The following is a 25689-nucleotide window of genomic DNA, read 5'->3' as shown; positions in this document are numbered from 1 at the left end:
GACAGGAGCGTCTTCAGTCCTTTGGAGCTTGTGAACTTGGGTGACGACATAGTGATCATCAAGATCAAAAACAGGGTGTCGGGGCGTCAACAACGTTGACTATCTTGTTGCTCTGTCCACGCAAGGACGCCCGGTCGAGCGGATCCGCTCGACCGGGCGTCGACGATGCCCCGGAGACGACGACCTTGACGCCGTCCGGAATGCGGTCCTACTGGCAGACCGTGTTCGGCTTGGGCGGGACCAGGTCAATCAGATAACGGTTGGTCGCCTCGTTGATGCAGGTGGAGTTCCCATACGCACCGTGCGTGAAGGACCGCCAGGTCAGCATGACAGCGCGGTCACCCAGCTGGGACGCCAGCGACCGGGCCTCCACGTAGGGCGTCGCCGTGTCGCCGGTGGTGCCGATCACCAGGATCGGCGGCGCCCCCGGCGCCTGGAACGGCCCGGTGTAGCGGGAGGCCGGGGACGTGGGCCAGAACGCGCAGGGCAGCCCAACCAGCGCGAGCATCGGGCCGAACCGCGGAGCCTCGAGGGCCATGGTGGCGGCGAAGCCGCGGTAGAAGGCCAGGTCGGTCGGATAGCTCTGGTCGGCGCAGTTGATGGCGGCGTTGGCCTCGGCAAGGTTGTCGTAGACCCCGTCCTCCTGGTCGGAGCTTCCCTGAACGACGTCGAGCAGGACCGAGCCGTCGTCGTAGTCGTCGGCGCGCTGCAACCCGAGCTCAAGCTTCGGCCAGTTGCTCTCGTTGTAGAGCAGCTTCTCCACGGCGAAGCGCACCACCGACGCGTCGACCTCCGTAACGGTGTTGGCATCCTCGTTGCGTACGTAAAGCGGCTTCTCGGCGAGCCGGGCCAGCAGCCGGTCGTAGGCGCCCGCGGGGTCACCATGGCCGAACGTGCACTCCGGGTCGCGCTTGCAGTTGCCCAGGAAGGTGTCGAACGCCTTCTCGAACGCCGTCGCCTGCAGCCAGATCTCGACGAACGGATTGTCTATCGACAGCCTCGGGTCGACCACCGCGTCCAGCACCAGCGCGCGCAGCCGGGTCGGGAAGAGCGCGGCGTAGGTGACGCCCAGCTCGGTGCCGTACGAGGCGCCGTAGGCGGTGAGCCTGGACTCGCCCAGCGCGGCGCGCAGCAGGTCGAGGTCACGGGCCGCCGCCTCGGTCGACAGATAGGGCAGCAACGGCCCACTCAGCCGACCGCAGCCCTCGGCGAACCGGCGTTGCTCCTCGACGGTCTCGTCGAACCCGGCCAGGACCTCGTCGCCGTACGACGACTTCGCCCCCACCGGCGCGACGGCCAGCCAGCGTGACCCACTCGCCGCCGACCGATCCCACGGCAGCCCGCCGATCAAGGCCTTCTCGGCGGCCTCCGTGTCGGCGTAGCAGCGGACGGGGGCGCTTCGACCGACGCCCCGCTGGTCGAACCCGACGACGTCGAAGCGGTCACGCACCGGCTTCTCGACCAGCTCGGCGGAGTCACGGACGCTGTCGAAGCCGGAGACCCCCGGCCCGCCCTCCAGATAGACCAGAGACCCGATCCGACGCGCCGGGTCGGCCGCAGGGCGCCGGATCACCGCCAACTCGATCGTCCCCGCCGCCGGACGCGCATGATCCAACGGCACCGGCAACGTCGCGCACTCCAACCCCTCACCACACGCCGTCCACGCCGACAACCGACCCACCGTCGCCGGCCCACCCGCCTCCACCGGACCCGCGAGACCGGCGACCGACAGCGACGACACCGCGAGCGCGCTCGACAGCCGCAGCTGCCACGACCATTTCACCTTCACCGGTCTTCGTTTCACCAACAAGGACGAGTTCACGGACGTCAATCCCCCCGTCGGTCAGGGCGGGCCCGCAACGGCGCCCGCGACTGATTGATTTTCTGGTCACGCTCCGTGACAGCCGCAGACGGCGAACTCCCCCATCACGCCCGCCAGAAACGCCCCGCGACACCGGGTAACCCGCAACGGGTGGCTGAGAACGGCGGTGGACTGGCGACCGAGCCGACCGTCTCGGCGGACGGGCTCGACCGGCGGGAAGATCGCGACTGGCCCGTAGGAGCAGCCTTCAGTCCTTTGATGCTCGCGAGTTCTGGCATCGACCCAACGACTTCACGATCAAAAACAGCGTTCCGGGGTGTCAGCAGTGTTGACTATCTTGATGGTCTGTCCACGCGAAGACGGCCGGGCGAGAGGATCCGCTCGCCCGGCCGCCGACGACCACCGGAAGACGACGTCAGCGCCTTCCGGGACCGGCCCTACTGGCAGACCGTGTTCGGTTTGGGCGTCACCAGATCAATCAGATAGCGGTCGGTGATCTCGTCGACGCAGGTGGAGCCCCTGTACGCGACGTGCGTGTAGGACTGCCAGGTCAGCAGGACGCCGCGGTCACCCAGCTGGGCCGCCAGCGTCCGCGCCTCCGGGTAGGGCGTCGCAGGGTCGCCGGTAGTGCCGATCACGAGAATCGTCGGGGCCCCCTGCGCCTGGAACGGTCCGGTATAGCGGGAAGCAGGCCGCGTGGGCCAGAACGCGCAGGCCAGGCCGACCAGAGCTTGCGTCACGCCGATCCGCGGGGTCTGGCGGGCGAGATCGACGAGGAAACGCCGATAGACGGCGAGGTCGGTCGGGTAGCTCTGGTCCGCGCAGTTGATAGCCTCAATGGCCTCGTTGGAGTTGCTGTAGGGCTCACTCTCCCGCTGAGCGGAAGCCTCCCCGCGAGACTTGTCGAGCAGGATCGAGCCGTCGTCGTAGTCGTCGGCGCGCTGCAGCCCGAGCCCAAGGTCCGGCCAACCCCACTCGCCGTACAACAGCTGCACGACGGCGGTGCGCGCCACCGACGCGTCGACCGGGGTGGTGGTGCCGTCCTTGTCACGCACGTCAAGCGGCTTCTCGGCGAGCCGGGCCATCAGCCGGTCGTAGGCACCCGCCGGGTCACCATGGCCGAAGCCACACTTGGGGTCGTGGGCACACCAGGCGAAGAAGGCGTTGAGCGCCGCCTCGAACGCGAACGCCTTCAACCTGAGGTGCTCCAGCGGGTTGTTGATCCGCAGCGTCGGGTCGGCCGGCGCGTCCAGCACCAGGGCGCGCAGCCGGGTCGGGAAGAGCGCGGCGTAGGTGGCGCCCAGCTGGGTGCCGTACGAGGCGCCGTAGGCGGTGAGCTTGGGCTCGCCCAGCGCGGCGCGCAGCAGGTCGACGTCGCGGGCCGCCGCCTCGGTCGACAGGTAGGGCAGCAACGGCCCACTCAGGCGACCGCAGTTCGCGGCGAACTCGCGGTACACCTCGGCGGTCTCGTCGAACCCGGCCATGACGTCGTTTCCAGACGACCGCTTCGCCCCCACCGGCACGACGGCCAGCGAGTGCTCCCCACCCACTGCCGACCGATCCTTCGGCAGTCCGGCGATCGAGTCCTCTCCAGAGGCATTCTCCTCGTCGGTGAAGCAGCGGACGGGGGCGCTTCGGCTGACGCCCCGCTGGTCGAACCCGACAATGTCGAACCGATCACGCACCGACTCGTTGAACAGCTTCGGGACCCGCTCGACGAAGTCGACTCCGGAGTCCCCCGGCCCGCCCGCCAGATAGACCAGAGACCCGATCCGACGCGCCGGGTCGGCCGCAGGGCGCCGGATCACCGCCAACTCGATAGTCCCGGTTGCCGGGTGCGCGTGATCCAACGGGACCGGGAGCGTCGCGCACTCCAACCCGTCACCACACGCCGTCCACGCCGACAACCGGCCCGCTGTCGCCGGCCCGCCTGCCTCCGCCGGACCCGCGAGACCCGCCACCGACAGCGACGACACCGCCAGCGCGCTCGACAGCCGCACCCCCCACGACCACTTCACCGGTCTTCGCTTCACCAACAAGGAAGAGCTCACGGACGTCAATCCCCCCGTCGGTCGGCGCGGACCCAGTACGGCACCCGCGGCTGATTGGCTATCTGGTCACGCTCCGTGACAGCCGCAGACCGCGAACTCCCCCGCCACGCCCCGCGGAAACGCCCCGTGACACCGGGCAACCCGCAACGGGTGGCCGGCCGCGAGGACAACGACAGCAGGAGGCAGCCCGAGTGCGGCCGGGTGGCGGGCCAGTGGGGTGGGCGATAACCGGTCGCCCCCGGAGAAGTGCCCCGGCAGGATGACGCCGTGGACCGTGACGAGGATCTGGAGGCGCTGCGGGCGGCCGCGGCGATGGCGCTCGAGTACGCGGCCACGGTCGACGACCGGCCTGCCACACCCGACACGGCGGCCTTCGCCGGGCTTGGCGCGTTCGACGAGCCTCTCCCCCAGGCCGGCGTGCCCGCGTCCGAGACGCTTCGCCTGCTGCACGCCGCCGGCAGTCCCGCGACGATGGCCTCGGCCGGCGCCCGTTACTTCGGCTTCGTCATCGGCGCCACGCTGCCGGCGGCGCTCGGCGCGGCGTGGCTGACCAGCGCCTGGGACCAGAACGCGGCGCTGCCGGTGATGTCACCCGTCGCGGCGAAGCTGCACGACGTCACCCGCGGCTGGCTGCTCGAGCTGCTCGGCCTGCCGGCGGGCAGCGCCGTCGCCTACGTCACCGGCGCAACCGTCGCGAACGCCTCCTGCCTGGCCGCCGCCCGCGACACGCTGCTCGCCCGGCTCGGCTGGGACGCCCAGGCCGACGGGCTGTTCGGCGCCCCGGCCTTCGACGTGGTCATCGGCGAGGGAGCGCACTCGACGCTGCTGAAGTCGCTCGGCCTGGTGGGCCTCGGGCGCTCCCGGGTGCACGTCGTCCCCGCCGACGACCAGGGACGGATGCGCGCCGACGCGCTCCCCGACCTGGCCGGGCCGGTGCTGGTCTGCGCCCAGGCCGGCGAGGTGAACACCGGCGCGTTCGACCCGTTCGACGAGATCGCCGACTGGCTGGCCGCCCGGCCCCACGCCGCGCCCGGCTGGCTGCACGTCGACGGCGCGTTCGGCCTGTGGGCGCTCGCCGACCCGGGCCGGCGCCACCTGGTCGCGGGCCTGGACCGCGCGGACTCGTGGGCTACCGACGGCCACAAGTGGCTCAACGTCACCCACGACTGCGGGCTCGCCGTCGTCCGCGACCCCGCCCACCTGCGGCGCACGTTCACCGCCGCCGCCGGTTACGTGCCGGCCGGGGACACGTTCGACCCCATGCACCACACGCCCCAGTCGTCGCAGCGCGCCCGCCAGGTCGAGGTGTGGGCGGCGTTGCGCACCCTTGGGCGCGCCGGCGTGGCCGGCCTGGTGACCAGGGCCTGCGACGCGGCGGCCGAGATCGCCCGCCGGCTCGCCGTGGGCGGGCTGACCGTGCTCAACGAGGTCGTCCTCAACCAGGTCCTCGTCCGCCTCGACGGCGAGCCTGGCGACACCGCCGGGGGCGCGGCCGAGGGGGATGCGCTGACGGCGGCGCTGATAGCCGAGATCCAGGCCGACGGGCGGATCTGGTGTGGCCCGACCCGGTGGCGCGGCCGGACCGCGATGCGCGTCAGCGTCTCGTCCTGGAAGACCGGCCCCGAGGATGCCGCGTTCGCCGCCGACGTCATCCTCACCTGCGCCGCCCGCGTCCGCGCCACCCTGGTGCCGCTGCCGTGACCCGCCGCCGAGGGGCCGGCCGGGCCAGGCCTTCCCGTGATCTTGACCGGGATGCTCGACCGCCGATCCGCGTACGGATCCGGTGATCTCCCGAGGTGACCGGGCCGGATCGGGTCGATGATCGCTGGTTGTGTACGCGGATCGGCGATCCAGGCCGCGCGGAACATGATCCGTGGGAAGCGTCCTAACGCGGGCCCGCCGGTCCGCGGCCCCAGGCGATGACCGTCGCGAAGGCCAGGTCGAAGAACGCCGGGTCCGCGAGCTGGGCGAGCGCCTCGTCGAGCGTGTCCTCGGACGCGAGGTCCAGCTCGCGGATGCGCGGCCGCAGGCGGGTCAGGGTCAACGTCCAGCATCGCGCGGAGGCGTTGGCGCCGCCGGTGGCCGGCAGGTGGACCGCCGTTCCGACGTCGACGAGGCGCCGGTCACGCAGCGGGCCCGGGAAGCCGCGCGCCCAGCCGGAGTCCGTGCCGATCGTCCTCGCGAGCGCCTCGCCGATGCCGCGCATCGCCGCGCGGAACGGCGGGTGCGGCGAGGAGTCGACCGGGAACTCGGCGATCGACTCGAGGACGAGCACGCCGCCCGGCTTCAGCCAGGCCACGAGGCGGTCGAGGACCTCCTCGCGCTCGGGGAGATGCTCCAGGACGAACCGGGCATGGACGAGGTCGAACGGCCCGCCGTCCGGCGCGGGGTCGCGCGTGACGTCATGCCGCAGGACGGTCAGGTTCGCGCGCGAAGCGGCGAGGTCGGCCAGGTGGCTGGTGTCGATGTCGGTCGCGACGACGTGGCCGGCCGCGGCGACCCGGTCGGCCAGCCAGGCCGCGATCGACCCGGCGCCGGCGCCCACCTCCAGGCACCGCCAGCCGGCGGCGACGCCGAGTTCGTCGAGCACGCGGGTCGTGGTCGGGTCGCAGACCTCGGCCATCGCGGCGAGCCGGAGGCGTTCGGCCTCGTCCGGGCCGCCGAGAACATCGTCGGCGTACCGCGGTCGCCGTTGGCCACCCATGGTTCTGTCCACACCTCACTGCGACTGTGGCGACAACGCTTCGGAAGATCCTGTCCGACCTGTGTACACCACCAGCGCGGCAATCCCGAAGGCGCGGTGAGCCAACGTCCCGTGCCCTTTTCGTCGTTGGCTGCCTCGATGATCGCGTCTTCGAGGAGGAGCCGGGCGGGGAGCGGTCAAGCCTACGGAGCCGGAAGCAGACAAGATCAACAAGCCGCGAGACCGCCCGTCAACACCGTTGATTATCTTGTCGACCCGACCGGCCGAGAGGATGTGGCGTCACGCCGACACGACATTCATGATCGACAGCCGCCCGCCAACGGTGTGGACAACGGTGGTCGACCCGATCCGGACGGACTCAGTACTGCCAGGAGGAGGAGGCGGCGTGAGCCTCACCCAGGCGGATCTGGTCGTCCATGTACTGGGTGTCGAAGAGCAGGAAACGGACTCAGTACTGCCAGGAGGAGGCGGCGGCGTGAGCCTCACCCAGGCGGATCTGGTCGTCCATGTACTGGGTGTCGAAGAGCAGGAAGCTGAGCAGTTCCCGGTCGTCGCCGCCGACCCGCAGGCAGGCCAGAACCGTCTGCAGCAGGCCCAGCACGTGGTAGTCGGGAGCGCGCAGGTAGTGAGGCGACGGGATCGCCCGCCGCCCTCGGTAGCGGTCGCGGAACACGGCCGCCGCCAGACCGGCGAGTTCGCCGCTTCCCGGCGAGACGAGAAGAAAGTTGACCCGCCTGTAGGGCGCTCCGCTCGGCGAGGCCGCCCTGACGCCGGCCGCCTTGACGAAGCGGTTGACGCGCCGCAGGTTCCTGATGTCCTCGATCATCGCGTCGCCGAGCACCGCGTTCAGCGACTGGGCGCCCGCGCCCAGGACGCCCGGCACGCGGTCGACGGGCGCCGAGGGCGGCGGCGGATAGTCCGTCGCGTGGCTGGAGATGATTATCAGTTCGGTCGCCCCGAGGTCGAGGGCGGGCTTTATGGGCGCGTTCAGCCGGATACCGCCGTCGAGGTAGAAACCCGCCGCGCCACGGGTGTCGATTTTCTCCGGCGGGAAGATGACCGGAATCGCCGAGGAAGCGACGACGTGCTCGTACTCGAGCGACGTCCGCACATAGTCCAGTGCGCCGCCGGGAGGGACCTGGGGCGCGGGGGCGTTGCTGTGCAGGAACACCCGGCTGCGCCCGCCCGTCCCGTCCTGCTGGCAGAGTGTCGCGACGACCGCGACGGCCTCGGGGTATCCGTCGACGACGTTGCTGGCGACCTGGTCGGGGCGGTAGAGATCCCGCGCCGTCGTGTGCAGCGGCGCGGTGTCCACCAGGCTGGTGATCGTGCGCGAGCGGATCGCCCCGGCCACCCTCCTGGCCATGGTGCAGGGGGAGACCACGGGCGCGAAGACCCTTGAGGAGTCGATGGTCCTCCAGGCGTCGGTCAGGTCGGCGGCGATCTCGCCGGGAGGTTTGTGAGCGCTCTGGGCGAGCAACGCGGCGTTGACGGCCCCCGAGCTCGTGCCGACGACCACCAGCCGCCGATACGTCTTGATCTTCGGTGCGAGGCGCGCGAGCGCGCCCGCCGCGTACGCCCCGCGCGCCGCGGCCCCGGCGATGACGATGCCGAGCACCTTTTCGTCCGCCTGGTCGGGGCTGGTCGCCTTTGGCATCTTCTCGCTTCTCCGTGGCCTGCTCGCTGACGGTCACGACATGCTTCGCGGAATTAGAACACGGCGCGGAGGAAAGCGGCGTCACTCGGGCCGGCGACAGGCTTTCCGCCGGAGCGTTTGCGTGCCCGCCGCCGGCTTCCAGACGTTTCGGTCCGGCGACGGTTCGGGCGTCGGAGTCCGTAACGATGCTGGGCGTCCCGCTCCGTCGCGCAGACTCCTCCGCTGGCGACGGCCGTCAGGTGGGCTCCGGCATCCGTTCCGCTCACAGATCGGTCTCCTTCCGCCAATACGCACCTCGAAGTACATAACGCACGTCAAGGTGCAGTCTCCCCACGCCCTCGGCCAACCGCCAAGCTGACTCGTCGACAACAAGGCGGCATACCGGTGGGTTGGTCCCGCCTCATGGCAGGAGAGGCCACGTGACGAAGATCTTTTCGAGGAAGCCGAACCGCCCCATCGCATGCGCGCGGCCGAGGAACGCCGCGCCGGCGGCGCCGGTTCATCCCCCGGGAGACCCCCTGTGAAGTTCCTTCTCCTGCCGTCGCTGCCCGACGAGCACGCGTCGGTGCGGCGGCAGTTCGCGCACCTCGTCGACGAGGCCGTCCTCGCCGAGCAGCTCGGGTTCGACGCCTTCGGGATCGGCGAGCGGCACGACGGGCGGGTGGCCGCCTCGTCGCCGGCCGTGATCCTCGCCAACATCGCCGCCCACACCAGCACGATCCAGCTGGTCACGACCGTCTCCACACTCGGCCTGCACGACCCGCTGCGCGCCTTCGAGGACTACTCGACGCTGGACCACCTCGCCGGCGGGCGTCTCGACCTCGTCATCGGAAAGGGCGGGTACGCGGAGACCCTTCGCGTCTTCGGCGTGACCGACGACGACAAGTGGGATCGCCTCCGGGAAAGCTACGAGGTCTTTCGCGCGCTGTGGAACGAGACCGAGGTGAGCTGGGAGGGGCGCTTCCGGCCGCCGCTGGTCAACGTGACCGCGCTGCCCCGCCCGGCGCGGCCGAACCTGCGGATCTGGCACGGCGCCAACACGAACCTGGAAAGCGCCGACTTCGCCGCCCGGCACGGCGACCCGGTGTTCACCTCGATCGGGACCGCCGCCGTCGGCCGGTACCTCGAGACCGTGCAGTACTACCGGGAACGGTTCGCCTCCTACGGCCACGACCCCGAGCACGCCCTGGTCGGCGTCGGCACCGGCGGCTTCTTCGCCGCGGCGACGAGCCAGGAGGCGGTCCGGAAGTTCACGCCCGCCTTCGAGCGGCGCCTCGCCTACAACCGCCGCTATGAGCACGGCGCCCTCGACCGCCTCGGGGCCGCCACGCTCGAGGACTACCTCACCAAGACCTCGGCGCTGGTCGGCAGCCCCCAGCAGGTGATCGACACCCTGCTGGCCCAGCACGAGAAGTTCCAGCACGACCTCGTGCACATCCACGTCGACACGCAGGCGATCAGCCCGGAGGACTACCGGGCGACTCTGGAGATCTTCGCCACCGAGATCGTCCCGGTCATCCGCAAGGAGATCCCGAACAAGCCGATCGACGACTGGCATGCTCCGCCGCCTGTTGCGCGGGTGCCTGTCCCGGTCGCCGCGGACCGCGCCTGACCGCCGAGCGGCAGCGTGCCGCGGCGTCCTGACGCTCGGAGAGGTGAGCCGCGCGAACTCACCGATCGACCCGACGGGTCCGGATCGAACACGCATCGAACACGTGTCGAGCTTCGGCCCTCCGGCGACGGCGGAGTCAACGCGGCTCACCTCACCACCTGTCAGACCTCGATATCCGTCAGCCCTCGATCGGCGTGCTGGCCAGCACCCGGTACTCGGTCGGCTGGCCCTTGCCGTCCAGCGTCGTGACCAGGCCGCCGCGCACGCACACCGCCGGCGACGACGGGTTGGCCTTGCCACCGCACCGGAACTTCAGGCCGCCGGCGCCCGGCAGCTCCGACTCCGGCATCGCCTTGATGGCCGCCGTCATCGCGGCCGGGGTGATCTCGCCGGAGATCCCCTTGGTGGCGGCCTGCAGCGCGGTCACCGTCGTGAACATCGTCAACGACCCCTGGCGCTGGACCTCGAACTCGCCGTTGCCGTAGGTTTCCGCGACCGCGGCGAGCAGTTCGGTCGACGGGTTGTCGGTGCCGATGGGCGCGCTCGCCGACATGGTGATCCCCTCGAGGGTGTCACCGGGCACCGACTTGCGGGTCGCGTCGGTGATGCACTGGGCCACGGCCGCGAGCGGGCCGGAGAACCCGGCCGTGCGCAGGCCGTTGAAGGCCGCGATGCAGAACGCGTCGCTGCCAAGCACCTGGACGAGCCCCGGGCCCCCGGCCACCAGCGTCTGCATCTGCGGCGTCATGTCGGCCGTGCCCGGCGGGACGGCGACCACGTCCAGTTCCATCCCCTCCGCCTCGAACATCCGCGGCGCGATGGACTGGTAGATGCCCATCACGGTCGGCACGTCGATCGCGACGACCGTCACCTTGTTCTCGCCGTTCTCCTTGGCGAGCTGCATGGGCAGCTTGATCAGCGGGAAGATCGAGTCGGACAGGATGAAGGTCGACTCGGCGTCGGCGAGCAGCGCCGGGGTCGGCGCGGTCCCGAACAGCGTCGGGACGTGCGCGTCGTGCAGCGGGTGCCAGATGCTCTCCACCACCGACGACGAGCCGACGACGACCGCGACGACGTCCTCCTCGATCATCCGGTTGGCACAGTCGGCGCCCTTGCCCGGATCGGCCAGGGTCTCGCACGAGACCAGCTCGATCGGCCGCCCGCCGATGCCGGAACGCCGCTCGTTGAGGAACTTCGCGGCCGCGGCGGCGACGTCCTTCTCGTAGGCCAGGTCCGAGACCGGCCCCTTGCCGTCCGAGATCAGCCCGATCCTGACCGGCGCGCCCTGCGCCGCCGCGACCGGGCCCAGCACGTCGGCGGCGGACGCGGCCGCGCTGGGCGTGCCGGCCGGCGTGTCCTGCTCGTCGTCGCCCCCACAGCCCGCGAGCAGCACGCTGACGGCCGTGAACGCCGATAACGCGGCCAGCGCCGACCCGTGCCGGCGCGACGGCCGCCGCCAGCCCGGCCGTGCCTCCCGCCCGTCGCCGGAGATACCTGTCTGCCCCATGCGCCCTCCCGTGATCAGCTGACCGGCCGCCCGTTCGACGGCTCATCGCCCCCACACGAGCGGGACAACGGGCGGTGAGACTGTGACGGCCGCCACGCACCCTAGGGCACAAAATATTTAGACACAATCCCAAGCCGGAACCCTCTGACGTGGGGTGAGTGCCGCCCACCGCGCCGTGACCAGCCCGGCCCGCCCGGCCCCCCGGAGGCGCGGGCCGTGACCACGGACCGCTGGAACGGCGGTCGGCCATCCGGTCACCCGGCTGGACGCGGGCAACGCCCGGCCCCGCCCGCCGGCCATGTCCGCCGGCCGTCGGCTCCACCCGCCGGCGCGGGCCCGTCGGCGCGGACCCCTGGCTCGGGTCACGCCACCCACCGTGGCGTGCGCCGCGGCAGGTCTGTTCAGCGCCGCGCCGGCCATGCGCCATCACGCCCGCCACGCCCGCCATACCCGCCATATCCGTCGCGCCCGTCGCGCTCCGCCATGTGTGGCCGCCACCGCGGCTCGTCGCGGACGACTGGCGGGACGCGCCGCGGTCGCGCAGGCTGGGCGGCGAACGGAGGTGGCCGCCCAAACCGACCCGTGCCGCACAGCACCTTCCTTCGGTCCTTCTCACCAGCGCAGGCTTCTCACCAGCGGGCAGACGGGTGTTTTCCGTCGGCCCACCCGATTTCCACCACGGCTTTCTCGCGATGGTCCGGACGAGAGTCTCCGGCCTTACAGGAATTGGTGGTGAATCATGAGGAAGTCACTGTCGAACATGGGCGCGCTGCTCGTTCTCGCCCTCGGCCTGACGGCCGGCACGGTTCCGGCGCGCGCCGGCGGACCACCCGCCACGCCCGTCCAGCCGGTGCTCACGGGCATCCATACCGCCCACGCGGCCAGCGCCCGCGCGGATCTCGTGCGGTTCCGGTTCCGACCGCTCGCCCCCACGGACGTCGCGGCCCGCTACGTGCCACGATCGGCGCTGGTCCAGGACGGCTCCGGCCTGCCCGTCGCCGTGCGCGGCCAGTCGTTCGTCCAGGTGGTCTTCCAGGGCACCGCGGCCCACGACGAGAACGGCAGGCCGACGGCCCCCCGGAACCTGTTCCCCGTCCCCGGAACCACCAATGTCGTCCAGATTCGTAGTGGCGGCGACTTCGAAGGCGTGGTCACCTACTTCATCGGACTGCGCGCACCTGCGCCCCCGACCGGCGTGCATCCGACCGTCCAGTGCTCGGGCACGGAGGTGACCGTGGCGATTCCGACGCGGTAACGACCCTGGCCGCCGGCATCGAGAACCGATGCCGGCGGCCATCACCCTTTCGCCGCCCGGCGGCCAGGACGCCGTCCCCGCGCACCAACCCGGATCCGACTTCCAGGCCACGCCACGTAACGGGTTCTGGCGCGGATCCCACGGAACCACGGAACCCACGAAACCAGGCCCGGCGCGCGACCATCTGATCGTCGTTTGCTCGCCGATGTGGTCGTAACGACGCGGCGTTGCCCGCGACTTTCCCAGGCATCGGACGATCACGGCACAGCCGCGCCGGGCCGGGCCAGGCCGCGCCGGGCCAGACCTTCACAAGATCCGAACCAGATCCACGCAACGTACCCGACAAATTCACGGATACGTCGGTTCCATCGCGCAGAATCATCGGATGCCGACGCACAGGCGCGACATGAGGGCGTCACGGCGCGCCACCGCGGAACGGGCCCGGTGACCGACGGTTCCAGCGGCCACGGCGATACGCCGGCGCGGCTGGACACCTCCCCCGGTGCAGGCGACTCCCCGGGTGACCGCGACACGGACGCAGGCGAGCACGGCCAAGAGCACGCACGGCGAAGCCGCGACCGGTTTCCTCGTGGCCGAGCCGGTCGCGGCGCGCGCCGGATCCGCCTGCGCGGCCGGATCGTCGAAATCGTCGTCGGGATATGGATAGTGGCGGCCGGTGCCTGGGTTCTTTACGGAGCCCTCGGATGGCAGGACGCGTCGCTCGACGTCGGGCGCGCCGCCCAGGAAGCGGCCAGCGCCGCCGCGCTCACGACCACCCGGAGCCAGGCGACGGCCGAGGCCGAGGCCACCGCCCGCCGGCTCCTCGCCGACAGCGGCTGCGACGCCGGCTCCCCGCGGGTCACCGTCGGCCTTCACCCGCCGGGCAGCGACGTCGCGACCGCGCACGGCTACTCCCCCGACGAGCTTGGCGAGCTCGGCCTGGTGACCGTCACCGTCAGCTGCGAGCGCGACGGCACCCTGGTCATCGGCGAGGCCAGCGCTCCCAGCCGTTGACGACCTCCCGGAACCGGCGCCGACCCCGCGCCCGGCCCCAGGCGCGCGGGTCGGCGGGTCAGCGGGCCGACGGCCGGCCGCGTCAGTGGGAGTCGTGCCGGGCCAACTGCTCGGCGCGCAGCTCGGCGTGCATCTCCCAGGGGGCCCGCGGCAGCGGCCGGTCCGTCTCCAGCAACGACTTGAGGTTCGCCAGCACCGCCGGCCAGCCCGCGGAGATCGCCTCGAGGGCCTTGTCGTCGGCGAGGTTCTCGTGGGTGACGGTGAGCCGGACGATCTCGTGGTACGGCTCGATCAGGAAGGTCACCCTGGACGGCCCGTTCGGCGGCTCGGCGCCGGGCTCGTCGAAGGTGATCACCAACAGCCGTGGTGGCTCGGAGGTCAGCACGGTGCCGACGACGTCGGCGATGCCGGAGCCGTCGACGCGGCGGTGCTCCCAGGCCGAGCCCTCGCGCCAGTCGGAGATGTTGCTGTGCCCCCAGTAGGCGGCGGTCAGGTCCGCGTCGGTCAGCGCGTGCCAGGCCCGCTCGGGCGTGCTGTGGATGTAGGTGACGTACACGTAGCTCGGTTGGCCGGTCATCTCATGCCCCTCCGCCTGTCGTTTGAGAGCGCCCAACGCCGCCAGCCGAGGCCGGTCGAACCTGCCGATCCAGCGCTCCTGGATCTCGTGGATGGGAACCGGGTTCAGGTAGTGCAGCTTTTCGCGCCCACGCCGGACCGCGCTGACCAGGTTGGCGGCCTCGAGGACGGCCAGGTGCTGGCTGCCCGACTGGCGCGCCATCGCGAGGCCCGCGCACAGCTCGCCGAGCGTCTGCCCGTCGCGCTCGCGCAGCCGGTCGAGCAGCTGCCGGCGAGTCGAGTCGGCCAGCGCCTTGAAGACCCGGTCCGCCCCTGCCCTGTCCGTCCCACCGGCTTCGGTCACGCTCAAATTATGCAGGCATTTACCTGCATGTTCAAGGACGCCGTTCGGCGGGAGCGCTCGTCCCTGTTCACGGCGCCCCTCTCGACCACCGGGCCGCCGGGCCGCGCCGCATCTCGCCGGGACCTGCCCTGTCCGGGCAGGCCCAGCGGCCGGCGGCGGCCGACGGCGGGCTTGGCCGAGCTGGGCGTCGGGCCGGCCCTGTCCAGGGCAGGCGCGCGCCGGCGGGTCAGCCGACGGCCGCGATGACCGTCGTCGAGGCCGTTTCGGGCAGCATCTCCCGGGCTGGCGGCGAGGACGGCAACGGCCGACGCGGCTCGCGGTCACCGGCGGAGCCGCCGCCGGACTGGCCCATCCAGAGCCGGACCGTCGAACCGAACGGAACCTTCGCCCCCGCCTCCGGCGCCTGACCGGTGACGACCACACCCGGTTCCGGCTCGATCAGCTCCATCGGGGCGTCGTACTCCGTGGCCGGGCCGATCGCGGCGGCGAACAGGCCCCACTCCCCCAGCAGCCGCCGCGCCTCCTCCCAGGACCGGCCGACCAGGTTCGGCACGACGACCGTCTTCCCCCGGCCGCGGCGCGACCGCTTGCCAGACCCGCGCCCGCCCGCGCCCCCGCCGGAGTCGTCACCCCCCACGTCGCCGTCCCGCAGCGCGTCCTCGGCCTGGGCTCGCGCCCGCCGCAACGCCTCGTCGACCTCCAGGAGGACGGGGCGTGGCCGCGACCTCGAACCGGGGCCGGCATCCGGGGTCTCGGCGGCGTCGGCCGGGGGCGTCGGAAGGTTCTCGTCCAGGTCACGCCAGCGCTCCCAGGCCGACTGGCGGGTCACCCCGAGACGGGTCGCGATCTCGGCCCACGACCTGCCGCGCCCGCGGGCGGCGCGCACCGCCTCCAACTCGATCCGGTCGAGCTCCCGGCGCGCGGTGCCGACGTCCGACAGCGCCTCGAGCGCGGCCTCGCCGAACTCCGGCTTGTGCTCCCGCGCGAGCCAGCTCTCGAGCCGTTCCCACGCCCGTCGTCCGTCGTGCCCCGGCCCGTCCTTACCCCTGCTCATGCTCGTCAGGATAGCCTGACAACCGGCGGAGCGGTAGCGAATCGGTCACGCTACCCAAATCGTCGACGCCGCAGGCCTTTCACCAGGCCTGACGGGCGTCGCGACGCTGGTCCATATATCACCGATGATGATCCAAAGTCGACTGGCGGCCCTTGATCCTCTGGTGGCCTGGGGTTGCGACAGGCACCCTGCGGGACCGTGTAGCATCTGAACCGCACCGGGGCGGCAGCCCCGGAGTCACCGGTCCGGGTGGCGGAATGGCAGACGCGCTAGCTTGAGGTGCTAGTGCCCTTTAACGGGCGTGGGGGTTCAAGTCCCCCCTCGGACACGGAGGGTTACGGTCCCTCACTCGCAGTAGTTAGAGAACTGTCGGGCGCATCGTGGCCCACTGTGGCCAGTGTCAGCCTGGTGGTCAGTGAGCACGAGTCCAGCTGGGCTGTGATCCTGTTCGTCACGCGGCTGTAGCTGAGACGTAGCCCTATCTTTCGGTAGATCCCAGCCTTGCTGGCCATGTCCTGACAATCGATGGCCGCCGCGGGCTGCTCGGCCTGTGGCCCGGGAGCCTGGCGCTCCAACGCCTCGATCGCCTCGCGTCTTCGCGCTTCGACCTCGTTGACCCAGCGGGCGACCAGGGATGCCTGCGCGCCGGCCTCGATCACGGCCCGGTAGTAAGCCAGCTTCTGGTCGCATTCGGCGATGATCGAACGAAGCCGCGCGTCTTCCGGACCGGCAGACCGCGCCAGGCCGATCTTTACCTGTCCGACGGAGTCGAGCACGGTCGCAAGCCAGGCATCGACCTGGGTGACGATCGCGCCCTCACAGACACGGACATTCACCGGATGATCGACCGCCTCCGCCGGCGCGTACTCGTTGAAATACCCACACCAGTAGTAGACGTGACCATGGCTTCGCCGGGCCTGCATGCGCAGCCCGCACTCCTCGTGGCGAAGGATGCCCTGGAGCAGGTGGGCCGGTTGCCCCTTCACTCGCTGCCCGGTCTGCTTCCTCGTCGGGGGCGAGAGGAGCCGCTCCTGGGCAGCCACGAACGTCTCTCGGCTGACGATCGGCGGGTGCGCGGGTTGGTCGGACCATACCCAGGTGTCGGGGTTGTTCCAGCGCATGCGAGTCTTGTGGCCCAACTCGACATCATTGGCGTCGAGTGGCACCTGTGCCTTGTGCTGCTTGTTCCAGACCTGGTAGCCCGTGTAACGCGGGTTGACCAGGATTGCGCGGATGGCGCTCTTGCCCCAGGCAGTGCCGGCGCGGTGCCGGTTACGCGCCGGATCGGCGCCGGACGGCGGGACGACCCCGTCGCTGTTCAGCGTCTTGGCGACAAGGTAAAGCCCCACGCCATCGAGGAAGAGCGTGAAGATCCGCTGAACGACCGGGGCGGTGTCAGGGTCCAGCGCCAGCACGTGCTGGCGTCGGCCGTCGGCCGCCTTCGCCGGGTGCGGGTGCGGACCCGCGTCGGCAAGCCGGTAGCCGTAGGGCGGACGGCCACCCAGGTAGCGGCCCTCGATCTTCGTCTGTGCCGCCATCGCGGCCCGAACCCGAATCGTGTTGTGGAGGCTTTCACCAATGCCACTTCCACTAGTTGGATCTTGATGGTGGTGGGTGTGTCGGTTCCAGCGGTTCTGTCTGGTTGGCGGCATGATCAGGGGGTGTGGCGGACGCTGGGGCGGTGGCGGGTAGCCCGCTGACGGACTGGATCTCGCTGGGGGTTCTGACGTCGTTCGTCCCGCGTGACGCGGTCGACGAGGCGATCGAGGCGACGGGGAAGAACGCCCGGCGCAGCGACACGACGATCCCACCGCAGGTCGCGGCCTACTTCGTGATGGCGCTCGCGCTGTTCGCGGACGACGACTACGAGGCGGTCGCCCGCCGGCTCGCCGCCACGCTCGACGATCTCGACGTCGTCGGGCCGCGGTGGGAACCGACCTCGGGCGGGCTGACGAAAGCCCGCCAGCGGCTCGGCTCGGCGCCGCTGGCCGAACTGTTCTGTCAGGTCGCCGGGCCGGTCGCCGACCTGGACACGGTTGGGGCGTTCCTCGGCCGGTGGCGGCTGATGAGCATCGACGGGCTGGAGTGGGATGTCCCGGCCTCAAGGGAGAACATCGCCGCGTTCGGCCTGCCGGCCGGCCGTGACGGCGCGCCGGGGGCGCTGCCGAAGGTCCGCGCGGTGACCGTGTCCGAGTGCGCCTCGCACGCCGCGGTCCTGGCCGCGCTCGGTCCGGCCAGCGGGGCGAGACCCGCCAGCGAACAGGCGCTGGCCCGGACTCTCTACCACCGCCTGACGTCCGACTGGTTGCTGCTCGCGGACCGGAACTTCTACTCCTGGACGGACTGGTGCACGGCCACGGACACCGGCGCCGCGTTGCTGTGGCGAGTCAAGGCCGGCCTGCGGCTGCCCCCGCTGCGCGCGTTGCCCGACGGTTCGTACCTGACCGTGCTGGTCAACCCGAAGGCCACCGGGAAGGCACGCGACGCGCTGGTGGCCGCTGCCCGCGCCGGCGAGCCGCTCGACCCGGCGACTGCCCGCTACGCCCGCCTCATCGAATACGACGTGCCCGACCGCGAGGGCGACGGGAAACACGAGGTCATCGCCCTGCTCACCACCATCCTCGACCCCCGCGAGGCGACCGCGACCGCACTGGCCGGGGCGTACCAGCAACGCTGGGAACACGAGACCGGCAACAGGCAGCTCAAGACCTACCTGCGCGGCCCAGGAAAAGTCCTGCGTTCCCAGCATCCTGACACCGTCTACCAGGAGATCTGGGGCTACCTGCTCACCCACCACGCCATCAGCGCCCTGACCTGCCACGCCGCGACCGCCGCCGGGATCGACCCCGACCGGATCAGGTTCCTACGCACCGTCAGGATCATCCGGGACCGGATCGCCACCGACCCGGCCTTTTCCCCCTGACCAACGCGCACACACCCTCGACGAGATCGCCGCCGACATCACCCGGCCGACCCGGCTCAACACCCGCCGCGAACGCACCTACCCCCACGCCGTCCGCCGCGCCCGCCACAACCAGTACCCGGTCAAGAAACCCGGCCAGCACGGCACCCGCCACCACTCACCGCCCACGATACGACTCGCCAACCCGACAAAACCCCAGACCGCAGCTTGATCAAATTAGCGGAAGTGGCATTGAGGCTTTCACCCTGCGCCAGATTTCCGAGGGCTGACATGATCTGGCGGTGGGCTTCGGAACTCGGATCGACCGGACCGCCCAGCTCGGGGATCCACAAACCCACACCATGCCGACTGAAGAGCGCGAACACCAGGCCGAACTGATACCCGTAGAACGCCCGGTGCGCCTCGCCGATGACGACCGCGTCGAAGCCGCGACCGGGGTCCATAAGATCCACCAGCAGCTCGTTCGCCCGCGGCCTGCCCCTCCAGGGCAACGACCGACCCTGCCCGACGTCGAAATACTCGGCGACGATGACACCGTACGGCTCGATGAGCTCCCGAGCACGCGCCAGCTGCCAGTTGCGCGAGGAGGAAACATCCTCGTTCTCCTCAGCCGACACGCGGCCATAAAAGGCGAAAGAGATCACGGAAATATCATCCATAAAAGCAGGTCGCGAAAGGTAAAAGTGGCCGCCGTTGCGGCATAGGAGGGATACCGGACGTCAGATTTCTGGTACTGCTTCCGGGGAGAACCGCCCGCGCGCCCAGCCGGTCCCCGATGCGGCGGGACGCCGAGCCTGCGGGTTGCCAACCTCGCCGGCCCTCTTCCGGCGACTTCGAAGACCTACCTGGACCCGCGCCAGAACCTCGCGGCCGACCTTCCAAGCTTCCAGGACATAGTACGCAACCGCCCGCCCGGACGGGCTAGGGAGCGCGGATAGAAAAGTTTTTCGCCGGCTCTAGGCCAAGCTTTCCAGAAAAAAGACAGAAATAGCTGGTTGCCTCATTCAACGACGCGGCCTCGCCCGTTCTCGGCCATTGGTAGTGGCAAAGCCTCGAAGGCAGGCCACACTCCCAGAAGCACGGGCATCATGGACCCGGCGGGCCACCCGACTCTCGCCAAACGGCACGGCCCCTGCCCTGGACTCGCCACCTGGCGGTGTGGTGCCGGCGACGCGAGGAGGCCAGTGAGCCCCAGCCGGTACCGAGGCCTGATGCGCAGAAAGACGTCGACGCGGCCACGGCCTCGGCCGTGGCCTCTGGCGCGCCGACGGCATGCCACCCGGTGTTGACCTGTGCTGTCAGCTGCGCCTCCGTTCAGACCCTGGTCTGGCCACGGTTGCCACGCCTCCGAGGCTACGGATGGTGACCGCTAGCCGCGCTAGGACTGCCGCCGTGCGCGGCCTGGATCGTTCCGATGAAGCGACTGAGAATCGTCCAGGGAATGCGCCAGCTACCGTAAGCTGTGAAGGTCCTGCCTTGGAGGGCGCCCTGCGCCGGTGCCGGCCGATGCTGCCCGGGCACCACCCGGGCAGCACGCAGGCAACCCTCTTCGCTGCTTCGCGTTCAGCGATGGTGGCCCTGAGCCTCGAGATCTGCATTGCGACCACACTGTGCGGCCGCGGTACCGATCGGGGCCACTCCATCTTGAGCCGTCGTCAATACCTGTGGATCTGGCGTGCTCGTCGTTTGCCGATCAGTTACTTCGGAGCAGTCGTGCGGCGGTCTGGGCGGGAGTCTCGTTACGGGTGTAGATCGTCCGTGTCGCGACCAGCTCGGTGCCGCGGTCGTCGAGCCAGTGGGCGAGGAAGTCGTGCCCGTCGACGATCCAGGATCGGCCTTTGCTCGCTGCGCAGCGTCGCCGTAGCACGGTCAGTGAGCCCTCGCGTTCAGGGGAGGGAAGGAGACGGACCACGTCTCGGCAACGGCTCAGTGCGGCGCGGACCGTGACCAGGTGCCGGTGATCGGTGTAGCTAGTGTGGCCCGCGCCCAGTGCGATGACGGCGTCGGGATGATCCGCGGCGGCACGGGCCACGGCATGTGCTCGGGCCGGTTCCCATTCCACTTCGGCCGCGAGGCGTCCGACCGCGGCGATGCGCTCGCGGAGTTTGGCGATGCTCCATCCCACCTCCGCGTAGTACCCGTCCGCGGTGGCGTCCAGATCGACGAACGGTTTGTGCGTCCTCGCCGCGAGCTCTCGGCCGAGGGTGGTTTTCCCAGCGCCGGCCGGACCGACCAGAACCATCCAGGGTGCCTCAGTGGCCGCCGATCGGCTCACGCGGCGATCACCTCATCGCGTTCGACGAGGCGACCCCGTTCGAAGCGCGCTCCGGCGCGGACGAGGGCGACGAGGTGGGGCGCGTTCACGGCCCGCCACCGCTGCCGGGCGGACTCCACCAGCTTGAAGACCATGGCCAGGGCGGCGGTGCGGGAGCCGGCCCCGCGGGTGACCTTGGTCCGCGGCCTCACGGTGGAGAAGGTGGACTCTAGGGGGTTCGTGGCGCGCAGGTGGATCCAGTGCTCGGCGGGAAAGTCGTAGAACGCCAGCAGCTGGCCCTGGTCGGCGGTGACCTTCTTGACGGCTTCGGGGAACTTCACGCCGTGGAGCTGGGCGAAAATCTTGATCGCCGCCTCGGAGCGGTCGCGGTCCTCGGCGTCGTAGATGTCCTGGATCGCTTTCTTCGCTCCGGGCTGCGCGGACTTCAGCAGGGAGCCGAGAACGTTGGCCGTTTTGTGAACCCAGCACCTCTGCTCGCGGATGGTGGGGAACACCTTGACCAGAGCCTGTGGGGTGCAACTTCACGGTTAGGGCCGCTGAGCTGGGCAGACCCCACGTCGGGGATCATGGTCGGTCATGGTGTCGACTGTCGTATTCCTCATGGTACGCAAACTGCTCACAGTCACTGGCCTCGGAGATCGGCCCGACGAGAAGGACGTCGAGATCGCCGTCCTACGCCACCAGTTGACCGTCCTGCGCCGGCAGATTGCTCGGCCGCGGTACAGCCCGGCCGATCGGATGCTGCTGGCCACGCTGGCGCAGCTACTCCCCCGCCCGCGCTGGTCGGCGTTCCTCGTCACTCCTGCCACCCTGCCGCGCTGGCACCGAGAACTCGTGCGTCGCCCACTGGACACATCCGGCGCAGGGCCGGGGCCGCCGCCTGGACAGCGTTACTGGCGGCGTATGTTGTCGTCGGACGGCGGCCGGCCGAGCTGCTGGTGCAGGCGGTCCAGACCTACCCAGGCGGCCTCGGGCCAGTTCGGTGGTCAGCCGGTGACCAGGCAGAAAGGGTGACCGGCCGGGTCCAGGAGCACCCGCCACCGGTCGCCGCCGGGCTGGTGATCCGGCCTGACCGCGCCGAGTCCCAGCGCCAGCTTCTCCGCCGCGTCAAGGTCCTCGACCCCGAGATCCAGGTGGAACTGCTGCGGCACAACCTGGCCGGGCCATCGCGGCGCCTGGTATCCGTCGACCCGCTGGAAACCCAGGTCACAGCCAGAACCGCCGGTCAGGGCGACGAACCCGTCGGCGTTGTACCCCAGCTCCATGCCTGTCATCTCTTGGTAGAACCGGGCCAGCGCCCGCGGATCGGCACAGTCCAGGGTCACGCCTCGCAGCGTGGCGATCGGCATCGTCCACTCCTCCTCATCCATGTCCGCGGGCCGCGCGGCGACCCGCGCGTCGCCACCCAACCGCACTGTGGTGGCTCGGCTCCACTCATTTTCGGACCGGACAGCGCTCGTCCCGGGCAGCGGCCGTGCGCGCCGTCGCGCCACCCTCGCGCAAGAACCCGTAGATCGAGTTCGCCAGCGACGCGTCACCGCAAACCGGGTCACCGGACGTCACGGTGACGGTGAGACCGCCGTCGCAGGAATGAATCATCCGACACCGAAGTGGCCAACAAGGCAGGAGCCGGCCAGTTGCCGAGTGGCCAACAAAGCCATCTCGGCAGTTCAGACTGGCCAGGTAGATCCGATCCCTACACCCGCTGAGCGGGTCGATGGCATTGCGGAAGCGCGGACCGGGGCGCTGGACCCTCAGTAGGCGGTGTTCGCGAGCCAGGTCGTCCAATGCTCCCGCTCGCCGGCGATCACCAGCCGGCCGTCATCGCCGGGGATTCGGCGCATCACCGCGAGCAGCAGGTCCGCGGCATTACCACTCAGCGCGACGTCGCCAAAGCCGTGGCCATGCTCCCAGTCGATTCGGGACGGGCCGCCGCGGATCGTCCACTCCCCGTCGGCGCCGAGACCCTCGTCGGTGGCGTGCAGGTGCATCGTCGACCCGTCTCGCGGCATCGCGACGCCGGGCAGCGCGACCAGCAGGTCGAGCCACTCGGAGATTCCGTCGGCGGCGAGTGCCGGCTCGATCGGATGGTCGACACCCAGCGCGATCGCGGCGTCGACCCAGTGGACGACCGCCTCGTGCAGCCGTCGGACCCACCAGCGCGCCGGCTGCAGCCCGGCGGCCGTCGTCCACACCCGCGCCTCCGGATCGTCGGCCACGGCCTCCAGGAGCAGCCGCGGGCCCTGCCGAAACCAGGCGAGCGCGCCGTCGCGGTCCGCCGGTGGCCTGCCACCCTCGGCCTCGCGAGGGTCGAGGGCCTCCTGGGCCCGGGTCCGGACGATCGTGGTCGCCCACCGCGGCGCGCGTCCGACGTGGCGCATGATCTGGGTGAGGGTCCAGCCCGGGCAGGTCGGGACTGGCGTGGACCAGTCAGCCTCGCCAAGCAGGTCAGCGAGAAGACGATTCTGCTCCAACAGAAGAGCACCATGGTCCACATTCGAACCGTAGCCGTCGGGGCGCTCTCGCGCAGCGGGTCACGATCAGTTAATGCGCGACGGCCGTGCCCCTGTCCGCCGCCGAACGCCGCGGCGGCGCGCCCATTGGGCGACGAGGCCGGTCACACGCATCCACGCGCAGGCGTCGTTGCCATAGCCGCGGGGTTTCACACGGTCGCTGGGTGCTCCAGCGCCCCGCGCCCACACACCGCGGCCGTGGCCAACTACAGCGCGACCCCGACCAGCGGCCCACAGCACCAGCGGCGGAACTGTCGGACCGGCACAGTGGGAACAACCACGGGATACTTCCTCGGCGCGCCCATCTCGTCCGCTTCGTCCTGGTTTGACCGCCTCCATCAAACCCGGTGCGGGACAGACCTCCGGACGCGTCCTCCGGGATGCTGGAACGGTGGTGCAGCCACTGATCAGCCGTGTTCCCGCTATAGGTTCGGCTTGCGGAAGATCCGATGCATGCGACCGAAAACCCCGCTGTAGCCCAGACTGACTGACGTCTCTGCCTCGCCGTTGGCGCGGGGTGGAATGTCCGGACTCGCCCGGGCGGGTCAGTGCCTGGCGTAGCGCCTAAGCGAGCCCGGCTTCGTACGCGGCGATCACGAGATGGATCCGGTCGCGAGCGCCCACCTTCGCCAGGATGCGGGCCACGTGGGTCTTGGCGGTCAGCGGGCTGACGACCAGCTCGTCCGCGATCTCCTGGTTGCTTCGGCCCGCAGCGACCAGCCGAAGCACCTCGCGTTCGCGCGCCGTCAGGCGGGCCAGCCGCTCGGACGCAGGCGCGTCCGGGCGACTCAGCGCACGGGTGATGACCGCCCTGGTCGCGCCGGGCGACAGCAGCGCCTCCCCCGCCGCGATGGTGCGGATAGCGGCCAGCAACGCGTCCGGACGGGTGTCCTTGGGCAGGAATCCGCACGCCCCCGCGCGAAGGCCGCGCAGTACGTTGGTGTCTGTCTCGAACGTGGTCAGGATCAGCACCTTGCTGCCGCTCGATCCATCGTCAGCGAAGATCTGCCGAGTCGCCTCGATGCCGTCGGTGTTCGGCATCCTGATATCCATCAGGACGACGTCGGGGCGCAGGTCCTGGGTCAGCGTCACCGCCTCGACGCCGGTGCCGGCCTCCCCGACGACCTCCATGTCGTCAGCGGAGTTGACCAGCAGCGCGAACGCGCCGCGCACCAAAGCCTGGTCGTCGGCAAGCAGGACCCGGATCACGACGGCACCCGCCGGATCTCCGGCAGCGGCAGGCTGACCCACACCTCGAATCCTCCGGACTCGCCCGGGCCGGCGGACAGTTCGCCGCCGACGGCCTGCGCTCGCCCTGTCATGCCGGCGATCCCGAAGCCGGCCGGTGTCACGGTTGAGTCCGGTCGCGCAGGCCCGGGATCGACGACCGCGATCCGCAGCCGGTGGCCGTCCTGGTCGAGGCGGACGGTCGCGTGCTTGGCCGTCGAGTGTCGAATGATATTGGTGAGCGACTCCTGGATGATCCGATAGGCCACGACGGATACCGTCGACGGTAGCTCGTCCGGGAGCCCGCCTACCTCCACGTCGACCCGGACATCAGCAGCCTCTGCCATCTCCACCAGGCGCTGCAGCTCGCCGAGGTGGGGCGCTGGTTCGGTTGGCTCGGCCTCGCCACCATGCAGCACGTCCAGAACGGCACGCAGCTCATGGAGTGTCGCCCGGCTCGTGTCCGACAGGTCGTGCAGCGTGCTGGACAGCTCCTGCAGCGACGCATCCCCGCGGCCCGGCAGCTGGTCGATCAGGTGCGCGGCGACGGACGCCTGGACGTTCGCGACCGCGAGGCCGTGCGCCAGGACGTCGTGTAGCTCGGCAGCGATCAGGACCCGCTCCTCGGCGACTCGCCGTTCGACCTCGTCGGCACGCTCCTGCTCGAGCCGCGCGGTGACGGCGGCCTTCCAGTCCTGATGGAAGCGGACCGCCAACCCGGCAAAGAAGGCCATGAACAGCCAGCCGGCTCCGAGGAGAGCATCGCCAGGTGCCCCCGACGCCTCGTCGGCGCCGACCGGCACGATCACTGCGGTCGCCGCCACCAGGGCAGCGACGGCCCGCCGCGGTGCCTCGCTGTAGCGCGCCGCCGTGAACGCCGCTACAAGTGAGGCCGGCATCGTGGCCTCATGGGGATAGTCGAGGAGGTGGTACGGCGTAGAGACGGCGAGGACCGCGAGGAGGGCGAGGATCGGCCAGCGCCGGCGGGCCAGCAACGGCACCGACATCGCGCCCAGGAGCGCGATCGCCCACAGATCCACGCTTCGCTCGTGGTCCATATCGACCGAATCAAGCGTCACCGCGACGACGATGCCGAGCACGAACGACCCCGCCGCCAGCAGCCAATCGGCTACTGGCGGACGGAGCGCCGTCATCG

The 25689-nt window shown here is 70.6% G+C and carries 19 protein-coding genes, 1 tRNA gene and 1 pseudogene; 6 read left to right on the top strand and 15 right to left on the bottom strand.

The features are described 5' to 3' along the window. Window positions 1–208: 208 nt before the first annotated feature. Together I6A81_RS11810 and I6A81_RS11805 are read right to left on the bottom strand one after the other, a co-directional pair. The gene (locus tag I6A81_RS11810; RefSeq protein WP_307874608.1) at window positions 209–1789 is read right to left on the bottom strand and encodes an alpha/beta hydrolase; all 1581 of its coding nucleotides are present in this window, start codon (window positions 1787–1789) and stop codon (window positions 209–211) included. A 470-nt stretch (window positions 1790–2259) separates the two neighbouring features. After that, a complete protein-coding gene (locus I6A81_RS11805) occupies window positions 2260–3630 on the bottom strand; it encodes an alpha/beta hydrolase (RefSeq protein WP_307874607.1) in 1371 nt (456 codons plus the stop codon). Between the two features lie 510 nt (window positions 3631–4140). On the opposite strand from I6A81_RS11805, the gene I6A81_RS11800 reads away from it, so the two are divergent. Next, a complete protein-coding gene (locus I6A81_RS11800; protein ID WP_202998615.1) occupies window positions 4141–5574 on the top strand; it encodes a pyridoxal phosphate-dependent decarboxylase family protein in 1434 nt (477 codons plus the stop codon). A 184-nt stretch (window positions 5575–5758) separates the two neighbouring features. On the opposite strand, the gene I6A81_RS11795 is transcribed toward I6A81_RS11800, so the two are convergent. Further along, window positions 5759–6577, bottom strand: coding sequence for a class I SAM-dependent methyltransferase (locus I6A81_RS11795; RefSeq protein ID WP_202998616.1), 819 nt, complete (start codon window positions 6575–6577; stop codon window positions 5759–5761). Window positions 6578–7025: 448 nt separating this feature from the next. Beyond that, entirely contained in the window at window positions 7026–8234 is a 1209-nt protein-coding gene (locus I6A81_RS11790; RefSeq protein ID WP_202998617.1) for a patatin-like phospholipase family protein, read from the bottom strand. Between the two features lie 520 nt (window positions 8235–8754). Here I6A81_RS11790 and I6A81_RS11785 point away from each other — a divergent pair. Then, on the top strand, window positions 8755–9846 hold the full coding sequence (locus tag I6A81_RS11785; RefSeq protein WP_202998619.1) for an LLM class flavin-dependent oxidoreductase: 1092 nt from the start codon (window positions 8755–8757) through the stop codon (window positions 9844–9846). Window positions 9847–10024: 178 nt separating this feature from the next. Here I6A81_RS11785 and I6A81_RS11780 read toward each other — a convergent pair whose 3' ends face one another. Then, on the bottom strand, window positions 10025–11353 hold the full coding sequence (locus I6A81_RS11780; protein WP_202998621.1) for an ABC transporter substrate-binding protein: 1329 nt from the start codon (window positions 11351–11353) through the stop codon (window positions 10025–10027). 739 nt (window positions 11354–12092) lie between these two features. On the opposite strand from I6A81_RS11780, the gene I6A81_RS11775 reads away from it, so the two are divergent. Together I6A81_RS11775 and I6A81_RS43215 are read left to right on the top strand one after the other, a co-directional pair. Beyond that, entirely contained in the window at window positions 12093–12608 is a 516-nt protein-coding gene (locus I6A81_RS11775) for an AMIN-like domain-containing (lipo)protein (protein ID WP_202998623.1), read from the top strand. 666 nt (window positions 12609–13274) lie between these two features. Further along, the gene (locus tag I6A81_RS43215) at window positions 13275–13622 is read left to right on the top strand and encodes a hypothetical protein (protein WP_238441486.1); all 348 of its coding nucleotides are present in this window, start codon (window positions 13275–13277) and stop codon (window positions 13620–13622) included. A gap of 82 nt (window positions 13623–13704) precedes the next feature. On the opposite strand, the gene I6A81_RS11765 is transcribed toward I6A81_RS43215, so the two are convergent. Together I6A81_RS11765 and I6A81_RS11760 are read right to left on the bottom strand one after the other, a co-directional pair. Further along, window positions 13705–14541: an ArsR/SmtB family transcription factor gene (locus I6A81_RS11765; protein WP_202998626.1), complete on the bottom strand. Its 837-nt coding sequence runs from the start codon at window positions 14539–14541 to the stop codon at window positions 13705–13707. A 226-nt stretch (window positions 14542–14767) separates the two neighbouring features. Next, on the bottom strand, window positions 14768–15595 hold the full coding sequence (locus I6A81_RS11760) for a PASTA domain-containing protein (protein WP_202998628.1): 828 nt from the start codon (window positions 15593–15595) through the stop codon (window positions 14768–14770). 243 nt (window positions 15596–15838) lie between these two features. Between I6A81_RS11760 and I6A81_RS11755 the strand changes: the two genes are divergently transcribed. After that, window positions 15839–15923 (top strand) — tRNA-Leu (locus I6A81_RS11755). 7 nt (window positions 15924–15930) lie between these two features. Here I6A81_RS11755 and I6A81_RS11750 read toward each other — a convergent pair. Beyond that, window positions 15931–17133, bottom strand: coding sequence for a recombinase family protein (locus I6A81_RS11750; RefSeq protein WP_202998630.1), 1203 nt, complete (start codon window positions 17131–17133; stop codon window positions 15931–15933). A gap of 143 nt (window positions 17134–17276) precedes the next feature. Between I6A81_RS11750 and I6A81_RS11745 the strand changes: the two genes are divergently transcribed. Then, complete coding sequence (locus I6A81_RS11745) at window positions 17277–18518, top strand: IS4 family transposase (protein WP_202998632.1); 1242 nt, start codon at window positions 17277–17279, stop codon at window positions 18516–18518. Window positions 18519–18640: 122 nt separating this feature from the next. On the opposite strand, the gene I6A81_RS11740 is transcribed toward I6A81_RS11745, so the two are convergent. The 7 genes and pseudogenes from I6A81_RS11740 to I6A81_RS11710 form a co-directional block, all read right to left on the bottom strand. After that, window positions 18641–19162: a serine integrase family protein gene (locus tag I6A81_RS11740; RefSeq protein ID WP_202998634.1), complete on the bottom strand. Its 522-nt coding sequence runs from the start codon at window positions 19160–19162 to the stop codon at window positions 18641–18643. A gap of 1049 nt (window positions 19163–20211) precedes the next feature. After that, window positions 20212–20793, bottom strand: coding sequence for a shikimate kinase (locus tag I6A81_RS11735; RefSeq protein ID WP_307874606.1), 582 nt, complete (start codon window positions 20791–20793; stop codon window positions 20212–20214). Then, a pseudogene (locus I6A81_RS11730) lies at window positions 20790–21302 on the bottom strand (transposase); the annotation flags it as partial. The pseudogene I6A81_RS11730 and the gene I6A81_RS11735, both read right to left, overlap by 4 nt. Before the next feature lie 477 nt (window positions 21303–21779). Further along, entirely contained in the window at window positions 21780–22142 is a 363-nt protein-coding gene (locus I6A81_RS11725) for a VOC family protein (protein ID WP_202998799.1), read from the bottom strand. Window positions 22143–22547: 405 nt separating this feature from the next. Next, window positions 22548–23288: a maleylpyruvate isomerase family mycothiol-dependent enzyme gene (locus tag I6A81_RS11720; RefSeq protein WP_202998639.1), complete on the bottom strand. Its 741-nt coding sequence runs from the start codon at window positions 23286–23288 to the stop codon at window positions 22548–22550. Between the two features lie 582 nt (window positions 23289–23870). Continuing rightward, window positions 23871–24515, bottom strand: a complete 645-nt coding sequence (locus I6A81_RS11715; protein ID WP_202998640.1) for a response regulator — start codon at window positions 24513–24515, stop codon at window positions 23871–23873. Further along, window positions 24512–25687 carry a sensor histidine kinase gene (locus I6A81_RS11710; protein WP_202998641.1) on the bottom strand — a complete coding sequence of 392 codons (1176 nt, stop codon included), beginning with the start codon at window positions 25685–25687 and terminating at the stop codon, window positions 24512–24514. Before I6A81_RS11710 ends, I6A81_RS11715 begins: the two co-directional genes overlap by 4 nt. Between the last annotated feature and the right edge of the window lie 2 nt (window positions 25688–25689).

The sequence above is a fragment of the Frankia nepalensis genome (genome assembly GCF_016786325.1).
Lineage (GTDB): Bacteria > Actinomycetota > Actinomycetes > Frankiales > Frankiaceae > Pseudofrankia > Pseudofrankia nepalensis.
This window is presented reverse-complemented; position numbering and strand designations above follow the sequence as displayed.

Excerpts from the sequence above, each read along its gene's own strand:
- I6A81_RS11780 (WP_202998621.1), bottom strand. The coding sequence starts at position 11,353 with ATGGGGCAGACAGGTATCTCCGGCGACGGGCGGGAGGCACGGCCGGGC.
- I6A81_RS11750 (WP_202998630.1), bottom strand. The coding sequence starts at position 17,133 with ATGGCGGCACAGACGAAGATCGAGGGCCGCTACCTGGGTGGCCGTCCG.
- I6A81_RS11795 (WP_202998616.1), bottom strand. The coding sequence starts at position 6,577 with ATGGGTGGCCAACGGCGACCGCGGTACGCCGACGATGTTCTCGGCGGC.
- I6A81_RS11760 (WP_202998628.1), bottom strand. The coding sequence starts at position 15,595 with ATGAGCAGGGGTAAGGACGGGCCGGGGCACGACGGACGACGGGCGTGG.
- I6A81_RS11725 (WP_202998799.1), bottom strand. The coding sequence starts at position 22,142 with ATGCCGATCGCCACGCTGCGAGGCGTGACCCTGGACTGTGCCGATCCG.
- I6A81_RS11775 (WP_202998623.1), top strand. The coding sequence starts at position 12,093 with ATGAGGAAGTCACTGTCGAACATGGGCGCGCTGCTCGTTCTCGCCCTC.
- I6A81_RS11790 (WP_202998617.1), bottom strand. The coding sequence starts at position 8,234 with ATGCCAAAGGCGACCAGCCCCGACCAGGCGGACGAAAAGGTGCTCGGC.
- I6A81_RS11710 (WP_202998641.1), bottom strand. The coding sequence starts at position 25,687 with ATGACGGCGCTCCGTCCGCCAGTAGCCGATTGGCTGCTGGCGGCGGGG.